The sequence below is a fragment of the Bradyrhizobium sp. NAS96.2 genome (genome assembly GCF_001908235.1).
In the GTDB taxonomy this organism is placed as follows: Bacteria; Pseudomonadota; Alphaproteobacteria; order Rhizobiales; family Xanthobacteraceae; genus Bradyrhizobium.
Window position 1 is genome coordinate 21,754 of the sequence record NZ_LGHK01000088.1, and the last position, 20,462, is coordinate 42,215.

The following is a 20,462-nucleotide window of genomic DNA, read 5'->3' on the forward strand; positions in this document are numbered from 1 at the left end:
TTCGCTCTTTGATACGCACGCATTAGTCAAAAATGACATCATCCTTCAATCGCCTTTGCAAGAGAGCGCGGAGGATGGGTCGTGAAATTGCGAGGCCTCGATAGAAACCATCTAGGCACAGCAGGAAGATGAGCGCGGTTGCCTAACTCATTTCGGTAGCAATGAAGCGTGACACGGTTCGACCGCGAAGGATGGCGATGCCTAAAACGGTTCTTATCACCGGCACATCTAGCGGCTTCGGAAACGACGTCGCCAAAACACTGGCGGCGGCGGGTCATCGCGTGTTCGCGACGATGCGCGATCCACATAAGCGGCATCGTGAAGTTGCCAAGGATTTCCAGTCGAAGGGAATTGAGACCATCGAGCTTGACGTCACTGATGACGCGAGTGTCGACGCCGCCTTTAAGTTGCTGGCCGATATCGCCGGAGTTGGGCTGGACGTTCTTGTCAATAACGCCGGTGTCGCGGCGGGAGGTCTTACGGAGAGTTTCACGCCCGAACAGCTACGCGAAATGTTCGATGTCAATGTATTCGGCATCCAACGTACGATGCGGGCTGCGTTGCCGCAGATGCGAAAGGCGAAATCCGGGCTTGTCATCAACATCGGCTCGGTTCTTGGACGACTGACGATTCCGTTCGTTGGTCTGTTCGGCGCATCCAAGTTTGCGGTAGAGGCTTTGACCGATTCCTATCGCTACGAGCTGTCGCAGTTCGGCATCGACGTCCTGTTGATACAGCCAGGTCCGTTTCCAACGAAACTTTACGCGGACTTGCGGCCACCTGCCGATGGCGGTCGCGCCGGCGACTATGGCGAGGTGGCGGCTTTTCCGGGCATCGTCTCCAAGGTTCTCGAACATATTTTCACCGGAGCCAACGCGCCCAATCCGCACGATGTTGCGGAAGCCATCGACAAATTGATCGATACACCTGCCGGCCGACGACCCCACCGAGTCGTTGTTGGTTTAGCTTTCGGCGCAGATACCGCCAATTCAGCCATTGAACCCCTCCAGTCCCAGATTGTATCGAGCTTCGGTCTCGGTCATCTCGCGAAACTGAATATTCGATAAATCGGTTGGCGGGTTAATCGGTGAAGCGGATCGCATTTTCCGACTTCGCCCTGACGTCGCGGTCGGCAAAAGGCCTTGTCGACACCAATCGGCCCATCGCGCAAATTTCTTTGCAATGCAGTATGACCGACCACTCCAACGTCATCCGGATGCGCGGCAATTGCCGCTACTCGAGCACACGACGGAAGCCGCACACCGGAGGTGCAAGACGCGCCGAGCGCACGTCGCCCTGGGCGATGCGCATCGCGCTGAGACAGCAGTGAATGCTGGCGAACTCAAACCAGTTTTCGATCGAAAAACGATGGCGCTTCGGACCAGAACGGTCCGACGCGGGGTCAATCTGACCTCGACAACAGTCAGGTGGCTATCAACTCCTGCATGATCGCGCTCAGCAGGCGCCAAATCGCGTATCGCGAGCGAAATCGTTCTAAATCGCAGAAGGGCACACGAGATCGTGCAAATGGCGGAGGGAGTGAGAGTCAAACCCACGAATCGATTGTGCCATTTCGAACAACTAATACTGCTCGCAAATGCTTCCCGGCCTCCTGCCCTCGGAATCAGACCAGCCACATGCGCCACAAGCCCGCTTTAGTTGGCCGTGACGGTTTTGCGCCAAAACTTGTCGGTGCTCTTAGCCAGGCTTCAGGCGACCGACCCTTCTGTACGATCGAGCGCGCTGTAATACTCCATCAGTGAAGTCGCAATGGATGTCGGACCTCTGCTGGGATAAACCAAGCTCGCCACTTCAAATTCTCAAGTGCGGCGAAAGCGAGAACGACTCGACCAAACTACGCTAAACTACGCGATGGCAGCCGGCCGCCCTACTCCCACTCAATCGTTTCAGACGACGCTTCGTCGTTGATCTTTAAGCACAAATCTTCAGGTCTGACGGACAAATCCCGACTGTATACCCGTCGCGATGTTTCGGTCTTGAATTCACAGTAGAATTTGCGTGGACTTGAGAGATGGCTCCTTCGCCAACTATCGGAGCCAATCGATAAAGTGGGCGCGCGTGCTAGGGCGCAACGGCCACCACTGCCCCTCCCCCTTTTTGTTCGATACCGTCAACGGTCATCAGTCCCCGGCCAATGCGACGTGGTCGTTTTGCGCGAAAAGCGATGCTCGGGCTAGGCCGCTCTTTCACCCGAGCCGACGGCGCTCAGCGGCACACTAGTTCAGCGTTAAGCGGTCTGCTTCCTGTATCCGGCGCCGGCGGCGTGAGAAAAAGCCACCGCCCATTCAGGCCAGCGCGTGGCGCAAAGGCAATTGCCGCGGTACCGCCGTCCAATCTTTCGCGGAAACCGGCCATGGCTTCGTAAACGATCGCAGCAAAGTATCGCTGTGCGCCGGATAGCCGCTACTCTTGCCCAGGCGCCGCCCGCCCGTCCAATTGCACCACGGCTTCAGCCGACTTGATCGATTTTGACGGCTCCGGATATGTCTCGGTTGCAACGGCACGGCCTGCGAAGCGCCCCCGCACCGGCTTGGGCGTCAGCTCGGCCACCGCAGCATTGGGATTTCCCGTGTGATCAACCATATCGGTGGTGACCAGATTGGTCAGTCGCAATTCATCCCGTGACAGCTCATGCAGATCTTCCCAGGGCGGCACGTTTAGCGACAGCGACAACAAATCACCCGTCCCACCCATGTCGAAGGTGTATTTGGCGAGACGCCCGATATCGCGTTCCACGATCGTAAGATCATCTGCGCTGTAGGTCGCGGCCCTGGCGTCATTGGCGCGGTCGCCCATCCATATCTGATGCACACGAACATGGGCAGTCTCGGGGACGTAACGCGCCTTGCCCGACAACAGCAGGAACACGCACATCGATTCGCAGAAGGCTGCGGGCGCCATGTTGACGGGATCGCCTTGCAGCGTATTGGTCTGATCGCTGACGCCGACGGTGGTCAGCGCCCCGAGATTGCGCCAGCGCCGTCCAAGCGCGATCGAATCGTTGACCGAACCGCCGCTGGAATCCAGCACGATGGTCACGCCGCCGAGCTGCCGGCCGCGCGCGAATTCATCGAAATCCCTTGGACTATCCGCAGTTACGATACCGACCGCGCTGACCCAGCCCCGGCAATTCGGCTGGCAAGCGACCCAGCTGAACTTCATCGGCAATTTGCGTCCTTCGAAGGCAACGCCGGCGCGCGCCGTACCGCTCAGCATGGCCACCAATGCGATGCAAAGGATGGAGCCAATGAGCAGCGTCCAAACTCGGATTACCGCCCGCCGAGCGCGAGCGATGCGGGCGCACTCCGAGGATTCGGCCCTCGAGACGAGCATGATTTCGTAGCCTCGGCCTGACTATCGAGTGGAGCTGGCCGCATCGCGACGACGCACATACAGTGGCGACACGTGGTGCTGCTCGACCGGTGATACTGTTTGAACGTCGAATTTCAAACTGGGTTGATGCTTGGCGCGCCATTTCGGACCAGGGCCGCGCATGTAGTGCAACTCGGGCCGGTAACTGTCGCGCACGTCCAAAATCAGGTTGCGAACGACGCTGGCGAAGTCGGAGGCTGACTCAGCCGTCCTGCGAGCAAAAGCTGACAATGCGGTTGCATCCATGATTCTCATCGCTGGAACTCCTCGATTGCCGCTCGATAGATCGGGCGATTGACATCCCAGCGTAGTCACGAGAGGAGAGCCAAACCATTGCACAGAGGTCGATCGCGTACAGTATATTGGCTAAGAAGAGCAAACCTAAGTTTAGGTCTGCCTACCCGTGCCTTGGCCGGCTTCCAAACTGGCGCTTTTCCCGGCTCGGACCGACCAATATGCAGCGGGCCGCATGGTTCGCTGTTGGCCCGTGGCGACGAAGTCCGGCGACACGTCCCGGCGCCTACGCAGTTGTGTTGATATCGGGACCGTCGCGGACATCTTATGGGTTTGCCCTAAACCCAAGGATAGCGCGCCCCACCCGATGATGCAGTGCGCGCCTATCTCCGTAGGGGTTTGGCTCGACCGTCGTGCAATGGCTCCAGCACACGAAGGATGCTACGGATCAAAATCGATGTAGGAAGATGCATTGCAGCGGAACCGGACCCGCGAGCCGGCAGTTGCAAGACAAGGTCGGCGGCGTAGCGCCCGCCGGCCTTTTTCTTGGTGCCGCACTTCTCGACATTGTTACGAGCAGGGAAGCAATCGGCTCGCAGAGCCTGTTGGTAAATGATCCTCGCACCGCTCCCTAGACTCCGTCCCAGACATGCTGGCCGCTTTGCGCGAGAGCCGTCACATGTCCCGGCGGCCACATGGACAACAGCCGGCTAACGATCGGCGTGACGCGTCAGCCACGAGCGTGCCCCTTGAAGTTCTTGAAATCGTCCAGAGATCGCGTCGGCACGTCGGGATAGGCCGCCTGCACCATCTTGCTCAGAGCACGGCCCGGACCCAGTTTAAGAAAAGCCGTCGCACCTGCCTCCATGCAGCCATGAAGACAACTTTCCCACTGCACGGTCTGGGATATCTGGGCCGCCAGCTTATCGAGCCCAACATCGATGCGGGTGACCGGAGAGCCATCAATACCACTCAGGACCCGCACGTTGGCATAGGGTGAGGATCTCGCTGGAACCTGCCGAAGGCTGCTCCGAAACTCCATGGCAGCTCTGACGAGCCGCTTCGTGTGAGAAGCGACTTCGACCGGCAAGTCGATCACTTTGGTTGCGTTCATGAGGGCCGCTTCCCTGGCGGTCGCTTGCAGCGCCGCACAGCCTCCGCCGAGAACGTAAGCGTCGCCTGGATTGACGATGGCGACCGCCGCATCGTATCGCTCACACAATCGGTCGATGTCGGATCTGGAAAGTCCACGAATGAACAGCAAGCCGTCGCCGGGCCGTGAGGCGGCGTCCATGGCTTCCGAGCGGCGTGCCACGAGTTCGAGCGCATCGGTCATTCCGAACAGGCCTGCGACTCCCCAGGCCGCAACCTCACCCACGCTGTAGCCGGCAACAATGATGCGCTCCGGCATTACTTCCTTCAGCACCGCAGCGACCGCCAGCGCCTGAGTCGTACAAAGGATTTGACCGGCACGGTTGCGATGGATGGCCTCATTGGTTTTAGTACGGACATAGTGGCGGAGATCGATACCGCCGAGGAACTTCGTCGCGCATGCGAACAGCTCAGAGGCTTCCGGCGCCTCGCCCGTCAAGGCGAACATGTCCGGGTTTTGCCATCCCTGTCCGGAGCAAAGGATCGCAAGCGTCATGCGCGGATGCCTAACTCGGGAACAGCACGGCAATAGTGATCGCCATCGTCACGATGCTGAACACGGTGCTCGCGGCGACCATGGATCCAACGGTCGAGGAGTCCAAGCAACATGACTTAGATAGCCGTAGCTTCCGGAACGGCTGATGTTGACCGACGCGGCCCGCGCCGAGTTTACGACCGCCGGCGCACCGCCGATGCCTCGGTTCGCGGTGAGATCAGCGCGCGGACCAGCCGCGGGACCGAGGCGAGCCGCTGGACCACCGAGGCCGGGCACGAGGGCCAAGCTGAGGAGGGCCTGCGAAGGCCGGCGGACCTGCGGCGGGCATCGGGAGAGCCCCGGCGGGCGGCATCAGAGGGGGCGGAGGAAATTGCGCCATGGCCGCAGTGGGCACGAGCGAAGTCACTGCAAGCGCCACACCGACGGCAAAGGTCAATTGTCTCTTCGAGGGCATCGTTGTCTCCGTTCTAGATTTGCGTCTCGAGCACCGGCTCTGGCGCATCGTGAGCGGCTACCTGTTCGGCCGGCTTTTCATGCGCAAACGCTTCGGGTTCATGGGGCGATCCATCGCCTTGTTCAGGCTGGATTCGGAACCAGGCCACATAGAGTGCCGGCAGGAACAATAGCGTCAGCAGTGTGCCGACGATGATGCCGCCCATCATCGCGTAGGCCATCGGGCCCCAGAAGATCTCGCGCGCGATCGGAATCAGCGCGAGACTTGCGGCCGCCGCGGTCAATAGGATCGGCCGCATTCGATGCTCGGTCGCCTCCACGACGGCCTCCCAGGCTGGGCGCCCCTCCTTCTTCAGATCCTCAATTTGCACGATCAGGATCACCGAGTTTCGGACCAGAATTCCGATCAGGGCGAGCACACCGAGAATGGCAACGAAACCGAGCGGCGCTCCGCTCGGCAGCAGGGCCACGACGACGCCGATCACGGCGAGCGGCGCGACCGCGAACACCAAGAACAAGCGATGGAAGCTCTGGAGCTGGATCATGAGCACCGTCGCCATGACGAACAGCATCAGCGGAACGACGGCCACAATCGGCGCCTGGCTCTTGGCGCTCTCCTCGACGGAGCCGCCGATATTGACCGAGTAGCCCGCCGGTAGCTCCTTGGTGAACTCCGCCACTTTCGGCGCGAGCTGATCCACGATTGTCTTCGGCTGCACGTTGCCAACGATGCCGGCCTTCAACGTGATGGTGGGGATCCGCGCGCGCCGCCAGATCGTCGGCTGCTCGAGCTCGTAACGCAGATTGGCCACGGCCCCGAGCGGCACGGATTGACCGCCGAGCCCCGTCAATTGCAGATCGCGCAGGGTGTCGATGGAAGCACGTTCCAGCGCGGTCGCCCGTCCCGTGACGTTGACGAGATAGATGCTGTCGCGCACCTGCGTGATCGGCGAGCCCTCGAGCACTGAGTTCAAGGTCGTGGCGATGTCCTCCGAGGTCACGCCGAGCTGGCGCGCCTTGTCCTGGAGAACGTCCACCTTGACGACGCGGGCCGGCTCCATCCAGTCGAACACGACGTTGCCCAAGTCGGGGCTGCTCCGGACGATCCCGGCGAGCTTCTGCGAGAGATCTCGCACCTTCGCGATATCAGGTCCACTCAAGCGATACTGCACAGGGCGTCCGACCGGCGGGCCGACCTCCAGCAGCTTGACGTAGGTGTCGGTGCCGGGGAACGTCTTCTTGAGGTAGCCCTCGAATTGTGCCTTGGCCTTGTCGCGCACCTTGATGCCTCCCTTGGTCACGACCACCATTTGACCGAACCAGGTGTTGGCGGTCTGCACGTCAAAGGACAGGACGAAGCGCGGCGAGCCGGTGCCGACATGGGTCGACCAGTGATCGACCGAATTGTTGTCCTGAAGCTGTTCGCGCTCGAAGCGCGCCATCTGCGAATTGGTATCGGCAATGGAGGCGTTCTGCGGCAAATTCCAGTCGATCACGAGCTCAGCACGGTCCGAGGACGGGAAGAACTGTTGCTGGACAAACTGAAGGCCGAACAAGGCGACCAGGAAGGCCGCAACCGTCACCGAAATCGTCATCCAGCGATGATGCATGCAGAACAGAAGCAGACGCGCGAACAGCCGCGCCAGGCGACCCTTCTCCCCATGATGGCCCTTCATCGCCGCGGGCAGGATGCTGACGCCGAGCAGCGGCGTAAACAGCACCGCGACGATCCAGGAGACGATCAGGGAGACGGCGATCACAACGAACAGGGTGAATGTAAACTCGCCGGCATTGCTGCTGTTGAGTCCGATCGGAATGAAGCCGGCAACCGTGACCAGCGTGCCCGTCAGCATCGGAAATGCGGTCGAGGTATAGACGTGGGTCGCCGCTTTCTCCAGGGGATCCCCTATCTCAAGCCGCGCCACCATCATTTCGACCGCGATCATGGCGTCGTCGACCAGGAGGCCAAGCGCGATGATCAAGGCGCCAAGGGAAATGCGCTGCAGCGAGATACCTGCATACGCCATTACAACGAAGGTGATGGCAAGCACCAGCGGGATCGCGATGGCGACCACCAACCCCGCGCGTAAACCCAGACTCAGAAAGCTGATGCCCAGCACGATGGCCACGGCCTCGAACAGCGCTTCGGTAAAGCCCGACACCGCGTGCTCAACGACCACCGGCTGATCGGCGACCAGGTGCACGCCGACGCCGATCGGCTGGTCGGCAATGATCTTTGTCATTTCCTCCTTCAGCGCCTCGCCGAAATGCAGGAGGTTGGCACCGGACTTCATGCCGATCGCGAGCGCGATCGCGGGCTGTCCGTTGTATCTGAACAGGGTTTTGGCCGGATCGACATAACCGCGCGTGATGTTTGCAACGTCGGTCAACGGAAAGAAACGGTCATTGATGCGGAGGTTGACCGCCTTCAGGCTTGCCTCGGAGGTGAACTGGCCGTTCACTCGTACGCTGATCCGCTCGGGCCCTTCCTGGAACACGCCGGACGGCGCGACTGCGTTCTGCCCCTGCAGAGAAGCCATGATGGAGTGGACGTCGAGACCAAGGGCCGCGATCTTGCGGGTGGAGAATTCGAGATAGATGACCTCGTCCTGCGCGCCCAGAATATCGACCTTGCCCACATCCGGCACGGTCAAGACCTTGGCGCGGATGTCCTCGACCCGGTCGCGGAGCTGACGCTGGCTCAAGCCGTCACTGGTGAAGGCGTAGATGTTGCCGAACACGTCGCCGAAGCGATCGTTGAAGCCGGGTCCGATCACGCCGTGAGGAAACTCGGCCTTGATGTCCGCAATCATATTGCGGACGCGAATCCAGGTCGGTTTCACGTCGGCAGCCTTCGTGGTGTCGCGCAGATAGACGAAGACGGTGGTCTCGCCGGCTACAGTGACGCTCTTGGTGTAATCGATCGATTCCAGCTCCTCGAGCTTCTTCTCGATCCGGTCGGTGACTTGGCGCGTCATCTCTTCAGGCGAGGCGCCCGGCCACTGCGCCTGAACCACCATGGTCTTGATGGTGAAGTCGGGGTCTTCCTGCCGCCCCAGCTGGAGATAGGCAAAAAGGCCCGCCGCCATGAAGGCAATCATGAAATACCAGACGAGCGAACGATGGCCGAGCGCCCAGTCGGAAAGATTGAACGACTTCATGGCTTTTCATCCTGTTCGATGCGGACTTGCTGTCCTTGCTTGAGGCTGTGGATTCCGGCGGTGACGACGCGCGCGCCGGGATCCAGCCCACCGGTGACACGCGCGCCGATTGGGTCAGCAACGACATCGACCTTTTGCAGCGACACCGTGCTGGCGGGCTGATCGACGATCCAGACGAAGTTTGCGCCGTCCTTGGCGAGCAGCGCCGAGGCAGGCAGGCGCAATATCCGGGCTTGACCCTTGTCAAGTTTCGCGGTGACGGTCGTGCCGAGGCGAAAGCTTTCAGGCGGATTGTTGAGCGCAATACGGACCCGCCTCAATCGCGTCACCGGATCGGCTTGCGGCGCGATCTCGCGAATGCCACCTTGCACCTGAACCGCTGGCAAGAGCTGTAGGCTGACCGTGAATGGCAGGCCGATCTCCAGCGGCAGCGGAAAGTCCGGTCCGATATCGACGACGGCTTCGCGAACATCGGGCCTCGCGACCGTCACCACGCTTTGGCCGGGAGATACCACCTGGCCGACTTCCGCCCCGACCGCGGTGACCACACCGGCGAAGTCGGCCCTGATCTGCGAATAGCCGAGTTGCTCGATCGCCTTGGTCAGGTTTGCCTGTGCCTGCGCCACCGTTGCTTCCGCGCCGGCGCGCGCCTGCTCGGCGTTATCCAGGGTCTGCTTTGTGGTCGCGTCGGTGGTGATGAGCGTTCGCTGCCGTTCCTCCGTCGCCCTGACGGTCGCAAACTGCGCCTCGGCCTTGGCAAGTTCCCCTTTGGCCGCGCGGACCGCGAGCTCGAGGGCCGTCGAGTCGATGGTGCCGACCGTCTGGCCTTCATGCACGAGCTCACCGACATAGACCGGACGCGTTGTCAGCCGTCCCAGAACACGGAAACCGAGATTGGTTTGGTAGCGCGGCTCGATAACGCCCACCGCAGCCCTATCGTCGGCATGGTCCGCTTCGAGAAGCTCCGATTGGACGGGCCGCACGGGTTCCGGCGCCCTTGCTTCCTGCTGACATCCGGCGAGCGCAAGCGCGCATGCAAGCGGGCCCGCCACAATCATCGCGCGGCTCGTCATGAGGGATCTCCTTCATAAGTCACGGGCTGGCCCACGCTCAAAAGCTTGCCGCCGTCGATTACGACGCGCTCGCCCGGCTCGAGGCCGGCCTTGATCAATACTTCTCCGGCCTCATAGCCATCGACCGTTACCGGCTTCAGCGAGGCTGTCCGCGTTGCCGGATCGACAGTCCAGACCGCGGGCCTGGTGCCCGCGGCCATCAATGCACTCCAAGGCAACGCGATCTGCTGCTGAGGATGCACTTTCACAGTTCCTGCGACGGGGCTTCCAAGCGTCATTGCGGCAGGCGGGTCCTTGATCGCCACCTTCACCCGAATGGTCGAGCTCTTGGCGTCAACGGCCGGGGAAACCTCCCGAACGAGGCCGCTCGCAGTCACGCCCGCATCGGAGACGAGCGTCAACGAAACGCTGCGGTCGTCGGCATTGCCGAGGAAAATGGACTCGTAGACCTCAAATACGGCGTCCCGCTCTCCATCCTGCGCCAGCGAAAATGCCGGTTGTGCAGCCTGCACGACCTGACCGGTTTCCAGGTTGCGTGCAGTAACGACACCATCCGCTTCGGCTCGCAGCGCGGTGTAGCCCAGGGCCTCCTTTGACGTTCCGAGCTGCGCTCTTGCCGCTTCGAGCGCGCCTTCCGCGGTTCGGAATCCTTCCTGCGCCTGGTCGTAGGTCGTGCGCGTGGTGAAGCCGCTTGCGATCAGCGTCTCCTGCCGCTCAAAGGTCGCCTTCGCCACACGCAGTTGAGATTCTGCGGCGAGAACAGCAGCGGTCGCGGCATCGACATCGGCCTCTTGCTCGGCGGGATCGAGAAGGGCCAGCACCTCGCCCGCCTTGACGTGGGTCCCGACGTCGACATAGCGCGCGATCACACGTCCGCTGACACGGAACGACAAATCGGCGCGGAAGCGGGGCTGCACCTCGCCGGTCAGGGTGATCGAGGCTTGCCGGGCCTTCGGCTGGACGACCTCCGTGCGCACGAACGCGGCGCGCGCGGGCGGAGTATCGCCGCGATCATTGCAGCCGCCGAGCCCGGCTGCGGCAAGCGCGAGCGCCAAGCCCGCGAGAGGCTTAAGCAAGCGCTCGGCTCGACCGATTTTGGTGTGGTTTGAACAGCCCGGTTTCATAGCGCGTCCATGCGGTGAGAGGGGGACAGCAGATCGCCCAATGCGCTCGCAGCACCTTTGGATCCGCTCCAATCGCGCTCGGGCGCTGCGACCTCATGCGGCGCGTCGCCATCGACCAGTTCGCCTGCCGCTCCCGCTCGCTCAGGTAAAACGAGAGAACGACGGACGTGAACTCGGCGGCGAAGCCGTGCTCGATTCGGCCGCCCAGCCCCCTGGCAAGGTCACAACTGATCGGGCGCTCACGACCCATGTCGGCCCGTGCCAATCGTGAGCCGTTATCCAGCACCACGCAGTTCACCACCGCGCCGATGCGCGTCAGCTTGACTTTGATCTCGCCGGCGCGCGCATCGAAATACGCATGCTTCGCAGCACTTACGATGAGGTCGTGGACGATCAGGCCAAGCCGCCAGCACCGCTCTGATTGGAGGGGAAGAGGTTCAGTGGCGAACGTCAGCCGTATCCCCATTCGATCCAACAGGGACTGGCGCATGGCGCGGCCAAGTTTGCGAATGTAAGTCGCGGCGTCATGAAGGGCTCCGCCCTGGGGCATTGCGAGCGCCCGATGCAGCGCGGCATGTGCGTGCAGCAGCTCGACCACATCGCTCAGGGCGGCCTTTGCTTCCACCCCTTCGGCCCGAACGACGGCGGCCGAGACCAGGTCGATCGCCGAGGCGATCCCTTGATCGACCCTGTGACGCAATTCGCGCAGCAAGACGCAGTCTTGTGGGCGGTGCGGGTCCGGGCTCAACACAGTCACTTTAATCTCCTGAGGTGGACCGGATGATCGGGAGCCAGCGCACACAGACCGCCCGGAACGCCGCCGCAGGCCTTGGCAAGGCGCGCGACGTCGTAAATAAACTATACCGTATATTTTCTTTTTCTTGCCTTTTCCTGCCAAGCGTGTCAAGCGCGATCTGCGTGCGCACAGACTCGTGATTGGGAGACCGACGGATGACGAAAAAGACCACCCCGAAACGGGGCAGACCGCCCAAGGACCTCGCCGGTGACGTTCAGGCCCGGATCCTTGATGCAGCCCAGCAACTCTTTCTCGAGAAGGGCTACCGTAGCGCCAGTATCGATGACATCTCCGAGCTGGCGCCGGCGAGCAAACCAACCATCTACGCCCATTTTTCCGGCAAGGAGGCACTGTTCGCGGCGGTGGTGGCCCGCACGATTACCGGGCTGACGGATTTCGAAGGCTTCGAGCCCGAGGGCCGCACCCTTCAGGACAAGCTCTCGAGCCTCGGCACCGCCGTCGTGGAGAAGGTCATCGAAGAATCGTTGGGCATGGTCCGCGCCACGATTGCCGAAGCGCAGCGTTTCCCCGAGTTGAGCCGCAACGTCCACGATGCCGCACGCGATCGCTCCGTCAACGCCATTTCCCAACTCCTGAATGAAGCGACGCAGAAGCTGGCGCGGTCTTCAAAAGGCCCCTTCAGCGGCAAGCGAAGCCTTGCCACCGCTCAGATCTTCCTGGATCTGATCCTGTTGCCGATGCTGTTTCGTTCGTTAGTCGGCGAAACATCCAAGGACCTGCGACGCGAGCTGCCGTCTTTCGTGCGCGAACGCGTTGGCTTTTTCCTTGCGGCCTGCGAGGCAGACTGGACGCCGTGAGCCGGCGATCGCCAAACGCTAGGTGCGACAGGGAAACTTGTAAGGTAAATCAGCCCGACTGCTGGTCATTTGCGAGGGCGCTTCGTTGACAGACGCTGCGTTGCTAAGCGCCCCCGCGCAAAAGTTCATCATCTCGTCGAAGGCCGGCCGAAGAGCGGCCGCCTTGATAAGGGACGGATTGAGGTATGCGTCCATCGCGTCCAGCAGGCAGCAGGCCAGCGCCATCGGGCTCCCTGCTCGAAATTCGCCACCGGCTTGTCCGGCCGCGATCACCGACTGCACGACACGGCGAAGGCGATCCGCATGGGACAGGCTGGCCGGCCAGTTTTCCTGTGCGGCGGCGACCACCAGTTCTTGCAATCGGACATTGTTTGCCAACCGATCTTCATGCATCCGGGAGACCGCCCTAAAGGCAGCATTTAACCGTTCCAGGCCCGAGCGACCGCTTCGCGCTGCACTTGCAGCTGCCGCGGATACTTCCTCAAGCAGTTCCGTCACAACGGCCTCTTCGAGCGCTCGGCGGCAGGGATAAAACCGATAGAGATTTGCGGGGGACATTGATGCGTCGCGAGCGACGTCGGCAACGGTGGTCTTCCGGTACCCGATCTCCCGGTACAAGCGGATCGCAGCCTGCACAATTCGTTCGCGAGTGCATGACGATCCAACCTGACGGGTAGTCTGCGCCATTGGCATGCCCGGCCTCAGCGCGACGGAATCGCGTGCATTTCACGCCGGCATGCCTCGCCGAATTCACGCAACGGATCCATCTCCTCCATGAAGCCTGGCAGGTCGACGAACGACGTGTTCGGTGCAAGGTAGGTCTCGATGATCAGCCGGCCTGCCCGCTCCGCGGCATGGACCACTTCGTCGTCGGACAGAATCCGCATACGCCCGATAAGCGCATACAAATTCACCAGCGCCGGGATCTCGGACTTGTCGCAGGTCAGCGCGTCCGCATAAAGCCGGGACGCCTCCTCAACGAAGCTTCGATACAGCTTTTCACGCTTGGCAACCGCGTGGGCATGATGGCGTTCGCGGACCCGGCGGCGACGGGTCACCCATCCGGTCACGATCGTGGAGATCGCTGCGAAGGCCGAGCCGCCGAACGCGGCGAAAGCGGGAACATATATCGTGTTCATACGATCATTCCTCATCGTTTGCGCCGCGATACCGCTGCGATCCTATGGTCTTGACCGAAGTAGTAGGCGCTGCGTGCTCGAAGACGGCTCTGCAGGCATCGCTCAGGTCCGATTTCTTTTGCCTGAGACAGGCTTCCACATTCGCGGCGTCAGGGATGTAGCCGGCACACAGACGAAACGCATCAGGAGCGCATGCCGCCCTCTGCTCAGGTGTGCCGCGGTCCTCCTGTCCGAGAGCGGCCGCCGCGCCCAACGAAATGAAAACCAAGACTGCGAGTACCAGCCGGTTCGCGAACATATCGGATCCTTTCTCGAATTGAGGCATCTGGTTTCCGATCGAACCAGGTCTCGCGACCCAGGTCCTCTCCATCCAACCAGGACGAACACGGGCTTGTGATTCTCTCCTCTTGACACATCCCGCTATCCGCGCTGTATATGAAATATACGGTGTAGTTTATTTAGGAGATGAAAGATGTCAAGCCTGTTCTTGGCGCCCGTACGGGAAAATCCCTGGCCGACGATCGCCGTCGCATCACTCAATCTGATCGTGGCCGTGTCGCTCGTGGGCGTGAGCCTGCTGCTGGGTATCACGATTTCGATCGTCGCCTGGGTGCATGCGCTCGTCGATCGCAAGTCGGCGCCGGTGCGAAACCGCGTCGCGCGGAGGAGGCTTGCATGACACCGATGCTGCTGTTGTCGCGTGACTGCATCATCTGTTTGGTGAGTATCTGGATCGCGCCCATCGAATGCGTGTTCGACCTGATCAAATCGGAGCTGGCACGCAGAGGAATTCCGCTCGAAGCAGCCGACCAGATCGCGCCGCACGCAGCCTGATTATCATGACCGAGGTCCTGACATGCTGAATTTCGTCGAGGTCTTCGACGTCATGGACGTTGATCCGACCACCGAACATGCCGTCATGACCGAGCCGCGGCGCACATCCGCTCACGCGCGGAGCGGCGAGCGCCGGCGAGCTGCAGGGCATCGGGAGCCCAGCGGCACGCTCGGCCGGTGCAATGCGTTCAGCGGCGGCGCCTGCCGCTCCGCGCTCATGTCCTCGCACGCGGACTAAACGACCCGCCATTTTGAACCTTGGGATTCACCTGAATGTCGAAGAAGCACTTGTTCGCCCTGATCGTGTGGTCTGCCACACTCGCCGCAACCGGCGCGCTCGCCGATGTCGCCCAAAGGCCGGCCGATGCCGATCCCGTCGGCGCGGCGGCACAAAGCGGCCCCGAGGAGGCGGCGATCCGCCGCGCACTCGAGCAATTCCGCACCACGCACGTCCCGCTCAGCCAGGCCATGGCGATCGCCGAGCTTTTGCACGACGGCTCCAGAACCGCGGATATCAGCTTCGAAACATCCGGTACGCCCGTCTACCGCGTGCGCACGATCAAGGACGAGCATGTATTTGAAAACGTCATTGATGCAAACACCGGCAGCATCACGGGCAAGGAGATCGCATCTTCTCTCAAGGAACTCGATCGGGAAGACCTCGCCAACGTCGTTGCCTTGAAATGGATCAAGCAGGAAATGGCGGATGCGGTCCAGGTCGCCGAAAGAGCCGCAGCCGGCAGCGCGCTGGCTGGAGGGCTGATCAGGCAGGACGGCAAGCTCAACTTCGTGATCGTCGTTGCCAGTGGCGACCATCTGAAAGAGGTCACGCTCGAGCCGCCCAAGGTCGGAAAGCAAGGGTCGTCCCGCCATTAGCCGCAATAGGCAATCGCGTTCGACAAAACCAGGAACGTTGGCCACTCCATCAAACGAGAGCACGTCAAATCATGAACTTTCAACCTCGAGCACAATTCACAACCGCGCAACGGCGGCTGCCCTTCGACTGCATCGCCCTGCTCCTGCAAGGCGGCGGCGCCCTCGGCGCCTATCAGGCAGGCGTCTACGAGGCGCTGGCCGAAGCAGGTATCCATCCGGACTGGGTCGCCGGCATCTCGATCGGCGCCATCAACGCCGCCATCATCGCCGGCAACCCGCCCGAAACCCGTGTTGACCGGCTGCGGGATTTCTGGACTCAGGTGACCTCGACCGGTCCCTGGGACTGGTCCGGCAATTCCCTTTTTGATTGGGCCCGGAGCGATGCCACGCGCAATCTGGCCAACCAGATGAGCGCGGGTCTCGCCGCGACCTACGGCGCGAGTGGCTTTTTCTCCGCGCGCCCGATGCCGCCTTGGCTGCAGGCTGCCGGGAGCAGCGATGCCACCAGCTTCTACGACACCGGCGCGCTCAAGAGCACGCTCGAGCGTCTGGTCGATTTCGATCGCCTCAACACCGGAATGACGCGCTTCAGCGCAGGGGCGGTCAATGTCCGGACGGGCAATTTCGTCTATTTCGACAACACAACGCACACGATCCGGCCAGAGCACATCATGGCGAGCGGCGCGCTGCCGCCTGGCTTTCCGGCCGTCGAGATCGAAGGCGAGCATTACTGGGACGGCGGCCTCGTTTCAAACACGCCGTTGCAGTGGGTGATCGAGTGGGGTGCCCCGCAGGACATGCTTGCCTTCCAAGTCGACCTCTGGAGCGCGGGGGGCCAGGTTCCGCGCAACATGGGCGAAGTCGCGACGCGGCAGAAGGAGGTCCAATATTCGAGCCGTACGCGCGCAAGTACGGACCAGTTCAAGCGCGTTCATCGTCTGCAGCGAGCCCTCGCCGCTCTGTTGCGACGCCTGCCCGAAGATCTTCGCGAGCACGAGGACGTGAAACTCCTCAGCACGGCCTCGTCCGATCATGTCTACAACATCGTCCACCTGATCTATCGCGCACGCAATCACGAGGGGCACTCCAAAGATTACGAGTTTTCCCGTCTGTCGATGCAGGACCATTGGCGCGCCGGCTATCACGATGCGCTGCGCACGCTGCGCCATCCCGAGGTGCTCGCTCGTCCCACCAGTCCGGACGGCGTCTTCACGTTCGATCTCGAGCACGACGGCCGCGAGTAGACCGATCGCCCCTGTGTTACGGAGAACCCAAAATGCGCGAGAATGACGTCCTCAAGCGGGCTTTTGCCATGCCCCTGACCAGCCCAGCCTATTCGCCAGGACCCTATCGCTTTGTCGACCGCGAGTACCTGATCATCACCTATCGCACCGATCCGGCAAAGCTGCGCGCAATCGTGCCCGAACCGTTGGAATTCGACGAGCGCGAAGCCCTCGTCAAATATGAATTCATTCGGATGCCGGACTCCAACGGGTTTGGCGACTACACGGAAAGCGGTCAGGTCATCCCCGTCTCTTTCCGCGGGTGCAAGGGCGGCTACACGCATTGCATGTTTCTCAATGACGAGGGGCCGATTGCGGGTGGACGCGAGCTCTGGGGTTTTCCGAAGAAGCTCGCGCAACCGACCTTACGAACTGAGATCGATACCCTGATCGGCACGCTGGACTACGGCCCGCTCCGGGTCGCAACGGGAACGATGGGCTACAAGCATCGCGAGGTCGAGCTGGTGCATGTCAACGCCGCTCTCAACGAGCCGAATTTCCTGCTCAAGATCATTCCTCACGTCGACGGCAGTCCTCGGATCTGCGAGCTGGTCGAATACCACCTTGAGGACATCGTGCTGAAAGGCGCCTGGACCGGGCCGGCGGCTCTTGCCTTAACGCCCCACGCTCTGGCACCCGTTGCCGAATTGCCGGTTCTGGAGATCGTTTCCGCCGTGCATATCCGTGCAGACCTCACGCTCGGCCTTGGAAAAGTAGTCCACGACTATCTGCAACAGCCGGCTCGACGCTCGCTCCGGGCAAACGAGAGAGCGCTGGTTTTCTGAGCCCGGTGCTGCCCCAGCCCGAGGATCTCCCGGTGCAAACTGTCAATTCTTCTTGCGTACAGACGAAGGTGAACGAGATGGGACTTCTGAAGGGCAAAACGGCTGTGGTGACCGGCTCAACCAGCGGCATAGGCCTAGCGTGCGCCCGTGCATTCGCGGGCGCCGGCGCCAACATCTTACTCAACGGCATCGGTGCGCCGGCCGATGTCGACAAGGAGCGCGCTGCGATCGAGCGCGATTTCGCCGTCAAGGCGATCTATTCGCCCGCGGACATGGCGAATCCGAGCGAGATTGCCGAGCTCATAGCGCTTGCTGAGAAGACTTTCGGCAGCGTGGATGTCCTCGTCAACAATGCCGGGATCCAGCACGTCTCTGCGATCGAGGAGTTTCCGATCGAGAAGTGGGACGCGGTCATCGCGATCAACCTATCCGCCGCCTTCCACGCCATTCGCGCGGCCGTGCCCGGCATGAAGAACCGCGGTTGGGGCCGCATCATCAGCACGGCCTCGGCGCATTCGCTGGTCGCCTCGCCCTTCAAGTCGGCCTATGTCGCGGCCAAGCACGGCATCGCGGGCCTCACCAAGACGGTGGCGTTAGAACTCGCCAGATCGAAGATCACCTGCAACTGCATCAGCCCGGGCTACGTCTGGACGCCGCTGGTCGAAAAGCAAATTCCGAACACGATGTCGGCCCGTCGCATGCGGAGGGATGAGGTCATCAACGATGTCTTTCTTGCCGCACAGCCGACCAAGGAGTTCGTCACCGTCGAGCAGGTCGCTTCGCTCGCGCTGTTCCTGTGCAGCGACAACGCGGCACAGATCACCGGCGCAAACCTCTCGATGGATGGAGGCTGGACGGCTGCATAGGTCGTTCCAAGTCACTCCAGTAACGCGCGGCCATGGAACGCCACCACGCCCCCGACGGGCCATATCCGCGAGGATCAGCGCATAGTGCACGATCTCTATCTGGTGCAGGTCAAGATGCCCGAGGAATCAAAGGGCCCCGGGGATTTCGTCAAGCTGGTCGCCACGATCCCGCCCGACCAGGCCTTCCGTCCGCTCGACCGCAGCAGGTGCGGGCTGGTTGTAAAGTAGTCGGAAACTCGGCTGCCGGTTGGTGCTCGAGGCCGAGAGTCCGTTTTGCGCTACCAGCTGCCATCCGGAGAGGTGCTAACCGTAGATTGCCGCCGTGGCTAGGCATGCAATCATTCCGACGCCAGCCCCAAAACTGACTCGACACAATCACTTAGCTTTCCGGGTGTGGAGGGAGCCCCGTGAAGCGATTACGGCCATTGGTCCCGATGCTTCTCGCTCCAGTAGACCAGTTCGTTGCCGCTCCCTTGCCTCACGACGTCCAGCCATTCTGCACGCAATACTGCGCCTGAATACTCTGTCAGTGGAAAGGAAGTGGAATGCCGACTTCGGCCGGATTAAGCTCGGCCACAACTTTATAGCTTTCAACATGAACGCTATGCCGTGGCAGCAGCAGACTACTTAGCAAGACCGCAGGTCGCGCAATGCATCGCGTCTTCAAACTTTATCGATCGCCTCGCAGCGGCAGAACCCCTTCAGGATTTTTCCAGGGCCATGGCGGACACCGCGGCCGCTTTTGAGCTATCCTGTTTCGCCTATCTCGCCCTCCCGCGAACGAAAAACGGCAAGCCGCGCCTGATCTCCACTTATCCTTCGCGGTGGACGACGCACTATTTGCGCAAGAATTACCAGATCATCGATCCTGTCATAGGAAACGCGCTCGAAACCCGCCCCTGTGGCGGCACTGACATTCGCCACTGACGGCGATCAGGCTAAGTGGTGGTCACAACTTTTGAGAGTGCCCGGCTACAAACGTAAGTGGAGAACTACCCCATCAGAACCCACGCCAAACCACGCGATAGCGGCCGGCTCCACTACTCCCACTCAATCATTCAAGAACACACTACCGCGTTGACTTGCCAGCACAATCTCTCAAAGCCGACTGACAAATCCCGACGGCATATCCGCGCTAACTTTTCGGTCCTGAATTCACAGTAAAATTTGCCTGGCCCCGAGAATTGGCTTCTTCGCCAACTACCAGAATCAATCGATGAAGTGAACGCGTGTGCCAGCCGCAGCGGCCACTGCTACCCCTCACCGCTTTCCGTCCGATACCGTCAATGGCAACGCGGAAAGGCCCGGCATCGCTGCTGGGCCTTTTTTTCTCTTGAGCGCTGAACGGTTGGACTTAGAATTCCATGCCACCCATCCCGCCGCCCGGGGGCATACCGCCGGCACCGGCGCCGGCGTTCTTCTTCGGCACTTCGGCTACCATGGCTTCGGTGGTAATTAGGAGCGCTGCGACTGAGGCTGCGTTCTGGATCGCGACGCGAACCACCTTGGTCGGGTCGATGATGCCCTTGGTGACGAGGTTGCCGTACTCGCCGGTCTGGCTGTCGAAGCCGAACGAATACTGATCCTTCTCGAGGATCTTGCCGACGATGACCGAGCCATCCTCGCCGGCATTGATCGCGATCTGGCGGGCCGGAGCCGACAGCGCCTTGCGCACGATCTCGACGCCGGTCTTCTGGTCGTCGTTCTTGGTCCGGATGCCCTTGAGATGCACGGAGGCACGGAGCAAGGCGACGCCGCCGCCCGGAACGATGCCTTCCTCGACGGCCGCACGGGTCGCATGCATCGCGTCATCCACGCGATCCTTGCGCTCCTTCACCTCGACCTCGGTCGCGCCGCCGACGCGGATCACCGCGACGCCGCCTGCGAGCTTGGCGAGACGCTCCTGCAGCTTCTCACGGTCGTAGTCCGAGGTGGTTTCCTCGATCTGCGCCTTGATCTGGGCAACGCGGGCGTCGATG

General features: G+C 61.4%; 21 protein-coding genes and 1 pseudogene. 12 read left to right on the plus strand and 10 right to left on the minus strand.

The genetic code is table 11. The features are described 5' to 3' along the window. Positions 1-197: 197 nt before the first annotated feature. Positions 198-1,067 carry an SDR family oxidoreductase gene (locus tag AC628_RS20415; RefSeq protein ID WP_074128591.1) on the plus strand — a complete coding sequence of 290 codons (870 nt, stop codon included), beginning with the start codon at positions 198-200 and terminating at the stop codon, positions 1,065-1,067. Positions 1,068-1,087: 20 nt separating this feature from the next. Beyond that, on the plus strand, positions 1,088-1,330 hold the full coding sequence (locus AC628_RS43005) for a hypothetical protein (protein ID WP_143201702.1): 243 nt from the start codon (positions 1,088-1,090) through the stop codon (positions 1,328-1,330). 1,094 nt (positions 1,331-2,424) lie between these two features. Here the strand turns inward: AC628_RS43005 and AC628_RS20420 are convergent. From AC628_RS20420 to AC628_RS20450, 7 genes are all read right to left on the minus strand, one after another. Then, positions 2,425-3,237, minus strand: a complete 813-nt coding sequence (locus AC628_RS20420; RefSeq protein WP_143201705.1) for a COG3904 family protein — start codon at positions 3,235-3,237, stop codon at positions 2,425-2,427. 138 nt (positions 3,238-3,375) lie between these two features. Beyond that, positions 3,376-3,648, minus strand: a complete 273-nt coding sequence (locus AC628_RS20425; RefSeq protein WP_074128576.1) for a hypothetical protein — start codon at positions 3,646-3,648, stop codon at positions 3,376-3,378. A gap of 709 nt (positions 3,649-4,357) precedes the next feature. Next, complete coding sequence (locus tag AC628_RS20430; protein WP_074128577.1) at positions 4,358-5,275, minus strand: ACP S-malonyltransferase; 918 nt, start codon at positions 5,273-5,275, stop codon at positions 4,358-4,360. 467 nt (positions 5,276-5,742) lie between these two features. Continuing rightward, positions 5,743-8,889 (minus strand): efflux RND transporter permease subunit, encoded by a 3,147-nt coding sequence (locus AC628_RS20435; RefSeq protein WP_074128578.1) that lies wholly within the window; start codon positions 8,887-8,889, stop codon positions 5,743-5,745. Then, entirely contained in the window at positions 8,886-9,962 is a 1,077-nt protein-coding gene (locus AC628_RS20440; protein ID WP_074128579.1) for an efflux RND transporter periplasmic adaptor subunit, read from the minus strand. The genes AC628_RS20435 and AC628_RS20440 overlap by 4 nt, the downstream gene beginning before the upstream one ends. After that, positions 9,959-11,086, minus strand: a complete 1,128-nt coding sequence (locus AC628_RS20445; protein WP_074128580.1) for an efflux RND transporter periplasmic adaptor subunit — start codon at positions 11,084-11,086, stop codon at positions 9,959-9,961. Before AC628_RS20445 ends, AC628_RS20440 begins: the two co-directional genes overlap by 4 nt. Next, positions 11,031-11,843: a sensor histidine kinase family protein gene (locus tag AC628_RS20450; protein WP_245321241.1), complete on the minus strand. Its 813-nt coding sequence runs from the start codon at positions 11,841-11,843 to the stop codon at positions 11,031-11,033. The genes AC628_RS20445 and AC628_RS20450 overlap by 56 nt, the downstream gene beginning before the upstream one ends. A 194-nt stretch (positions 11,844-12,037) precedes the next feature. Here AC628_RS20450 and AC628_RS20455 point away from each other — a divergent pair, with 194 nt between their 5' ends. Then, positions 12,038-12,700 (plus strand): TetR/AcrR family transcriptional regulator, encoded by a 663-nt coding sequence (locus AC628_RS20455; RefSeq protein WP_050419280.1) that lies wholly within the window; start codon positions 12,038-12,040, stop codon positions 12,698-12,700. 18 nt (positions 12,701-12,718) lie between these two features. Here AC628_RS20455 and AC628_RS20460 read toward each other — a convergent pair whose 3' ends face one another. Both AC628_RS20460 and AC628_RS20465 read right to left on the minus strand, forming a co-directional pair. Continuing rightward, positions 12,719-13,387 carry a TetR/AcrR family transcriptional regulator gene (locus AC628_RS20460; protein WP_245321242.1) on the minus strand — a complete coding sequence of 223 codons (669 nt, stop codon included), beginning with the start codon at positions 13,385-13,387 and terminating at the stop codon, positions 12,719-12,721. Positions 13,388-13,401: 14 nt separating this feature from the next. After that, a complete protein-coding gene (locus AC628_RS20465) occupies positions 13,402-13,770 on the minus strand; it encodes a hypothetical protein (protein ID WP_245321243.1) in 369 nt (122 codons plus the stop codon). A 541-nt stretch (positions 13,771-14,311) separates the two neighbouring features. Here AC628_RS20465 and AC628_RS20475 point away from each other — a divergent pair. From AC628_RS20475 to AC628_RS20505, 9 genes and pseudogenes are all read left to right on the plus strand, one after another. After that, on the plus strand, positions 14,312-14,518 hold the full coding sequence (locus AC628_RS20475; RefSeq protein ID WP_074128583.1) for a hypothetical protein: 207 nt from the start codon (positions 14,312-14,314) through the stop codon (positions 14,516-14,518). After that, the gene (locus AC628_RS44115) at positions 14,515-14,673 is read left to right on the plus strand and encodes a hypothetical protein (protein WP_168193412.1); all 159 of its coding nucleotides are present in this window, start codon (positions 14,515-14,517) and stop codon (positions 14,671-14,673) included. The genes AC628_RS20475 and AC628_RS44115 overlap by 4 nt, the downstream gene beginning before the upstream one ends. 22 nt (positions 14,674-14,695) lie before the next feature. Next, the gene (locus tag AC628_RS20480; RefSeq protein WP_074128584.1) at positions 14,696-14,911 is read left to right on the plus strand and encodes a hypothetical protein; all 216 of its coding nucleotides are present in this window, start codon (positions 14,696-14,698) and stop codon (positions 14,909-14,911) included. Positions 14,912-14,961: 50 nt separating this feature from the next. Continuing rightward, positions 14,962-15,549: a PepSY domain-containing protein gene (locus AC628_RS20485; protein ID WP_245321244.1), complete on the plus strand. Its 588-nt coding sequence runs from the start codon at positions 14,962-14,964 to the stop codon at positions 15,547-15,549. 71 nt (positions 15,550-15,620) lie between these two features. Further along, on the plus strand, positions 15,621-16,793 hold the full coding sequence (locus AC628_RS20490; RefSeq protein WP_074128586.1) for a patatin-like phospholipase family protein: 1,173 nt from the start codon (positions 15,621-15,623) through the stop codon (positions 16,791-16,793). A gap of 32 nt (positions 16,794-16,825) precedes the next feature. Then, positions 16,826-17,617 (plus strand): acetoacetate decarboxylase, encoded by a 792-nt coding sequence (locus AC628_RS20495; RefSeq protein WP_074128587.1) that lies wholly within the window; start codon positions 16,826-16,828, stop codon positions 17,615-17,617. Between the two features lie 77 nt (positions 17,618-17,694). After that, on the plus strand, positions 17,695-18,483 hold the full coding sequence (locus tag AC628_RS20500) for a 3-hydroxybutyrate dehydrogenase (RefSeq protein ID WP_074128588.1): 789 nt from the start codon (positions 17,695-17,697) through the stop codon (positions 18,481-18,483). 57 nt (positions 18,484-18,540) lie between these two features. After that, a pseudogene (locus tag AC628_RS43010) lies at positions 18,541-18,711 on the plus strand (ABC transporter substrate-binding protein); the annotation flags it as partial. 381 nt (positions 18,712-19,092) lie between these two features. Further along, positions 19,093-19,410, plus strand: coding sequence for an autoinducer binding domain-containing protein (locus tag AC628_RS20505; protein ID WP_245321245.1), 318 nt, complete (start codon positions 19,093-19,095; stop codon positions 19,408-19,410). Between the two features lie 427 nt (positions 19,411-19,837). Here the strand turns inward: AC628_RS20505 and AC628_RS20510 are convergent. Beyond that, positions 19,838-20,462: TCP-1/cpn60 chaperonin family protein (locus AC628_RS20510; RefSeq protein WP_283806597.1), on the minus strand; the 625-nt coding region annotated here is incomplete at its 5' end.

Coding starts and splice junctions, on each gene's coding strand:
- AC628_RS20415 (WP_074128591.1), top strand. CDS start 198: ATGCCTAAAACGGTTCTTATCACCGGCACATCTAGCGGCTTCGGAAAC.
- AC628_RS20420 (WP_143201705.1), bottom strand. CDS start 3,237: ATGCTGAGCGGTACGGCGCGCGCCGGCGTTGCCTTCGAAGGACGCAAA.
- AC628_RS20425 (WP_074128576.1), bottom strand. CDS start 3,648: ATGAGAATCATGGATGCAACCGCATTGTCAGCTTTTGCTCGCAGGACG.
- AC628_RS20430 (WP_074128577.1), bottom strand. CDS start 5,275: ATGACGCTTGCGATCCTTTGCTCCGGACAGGGATGGCAAAACCCGGAC.
- AC628_RS20435 (WP_074128578.1), bottom strand. CDS start 8,889: ATGAAGTCGTTCAATCTTTCCGACTGGGCGCTCGGCCATCGTTCGCTC.
- AC628_RS20440 (WP_074128579.1), bottom strand. CDS start 9,962: ATGACGAGCCGCGCGATGATTGTGGCGGGCCCGCTTGCATGCGCGCTT.
- AC628_RS20445 (WP_074128580.1), bottom strand. CDS start 11,086: ATGAAACCGGGCTGTTCAAACCACACCAAAATCGGTCGAGCCGAGCGC.
- AC628_RS20455 (WP_050419280.1), top strand. CDS start 12,038: ATGACGAAAAAGACCACCCCGAAACGGGGCAGACCGCCCAAGGACCTC.
- AC628_RS20460 (WP_245321242.1), bottom strand. CDS start 13,387: ATGGCGCAGACTACCCGTCAGGTTGGATCGTCATGCACTCGCGAACGA.
- AC628_RS20475 (WP_074128583.1), top strand. CDS start 14,312: ATGTCAAGCCTGTTCTTGGCGCCCGTACGGGAAAATCCCTGGCCGACG.
- AC628_RS44115 (WP_168193412.1), top strand. CDS start 14,515: ATGACACCGATGCTGCTGTTGTCGCGTGACTGCATCATCTGTTTGGTG.
- AC628_RS20480 (WP_074128584.1), top strand. CDS start 14,696: ATGCTGAATTTCGTCGAGGTCTTCGACGTCATGGACGTTGATCCGACC.
- AC628_RS20490 (WP_074128586.1), top strand. CDS start 15,621: ATGAACTTTCAACCTCGAGCACAATTCACAACCGCGCAACGGCGGCTG.
- AC628_RS20495 (WP_074128587.1), top strand. CDS start 16,826: ATGCGCGAGAATGACGTCCTCAAGCGGGCTTTTGCCATGCCCCTGACC.
- AC628_RS20500 (WP_074128588.1), top strand. CDS start 17,695: ATGGGACTTCTGAAGGGCAAAACGGCTGTGGTGACCGGCTCAACCAGC.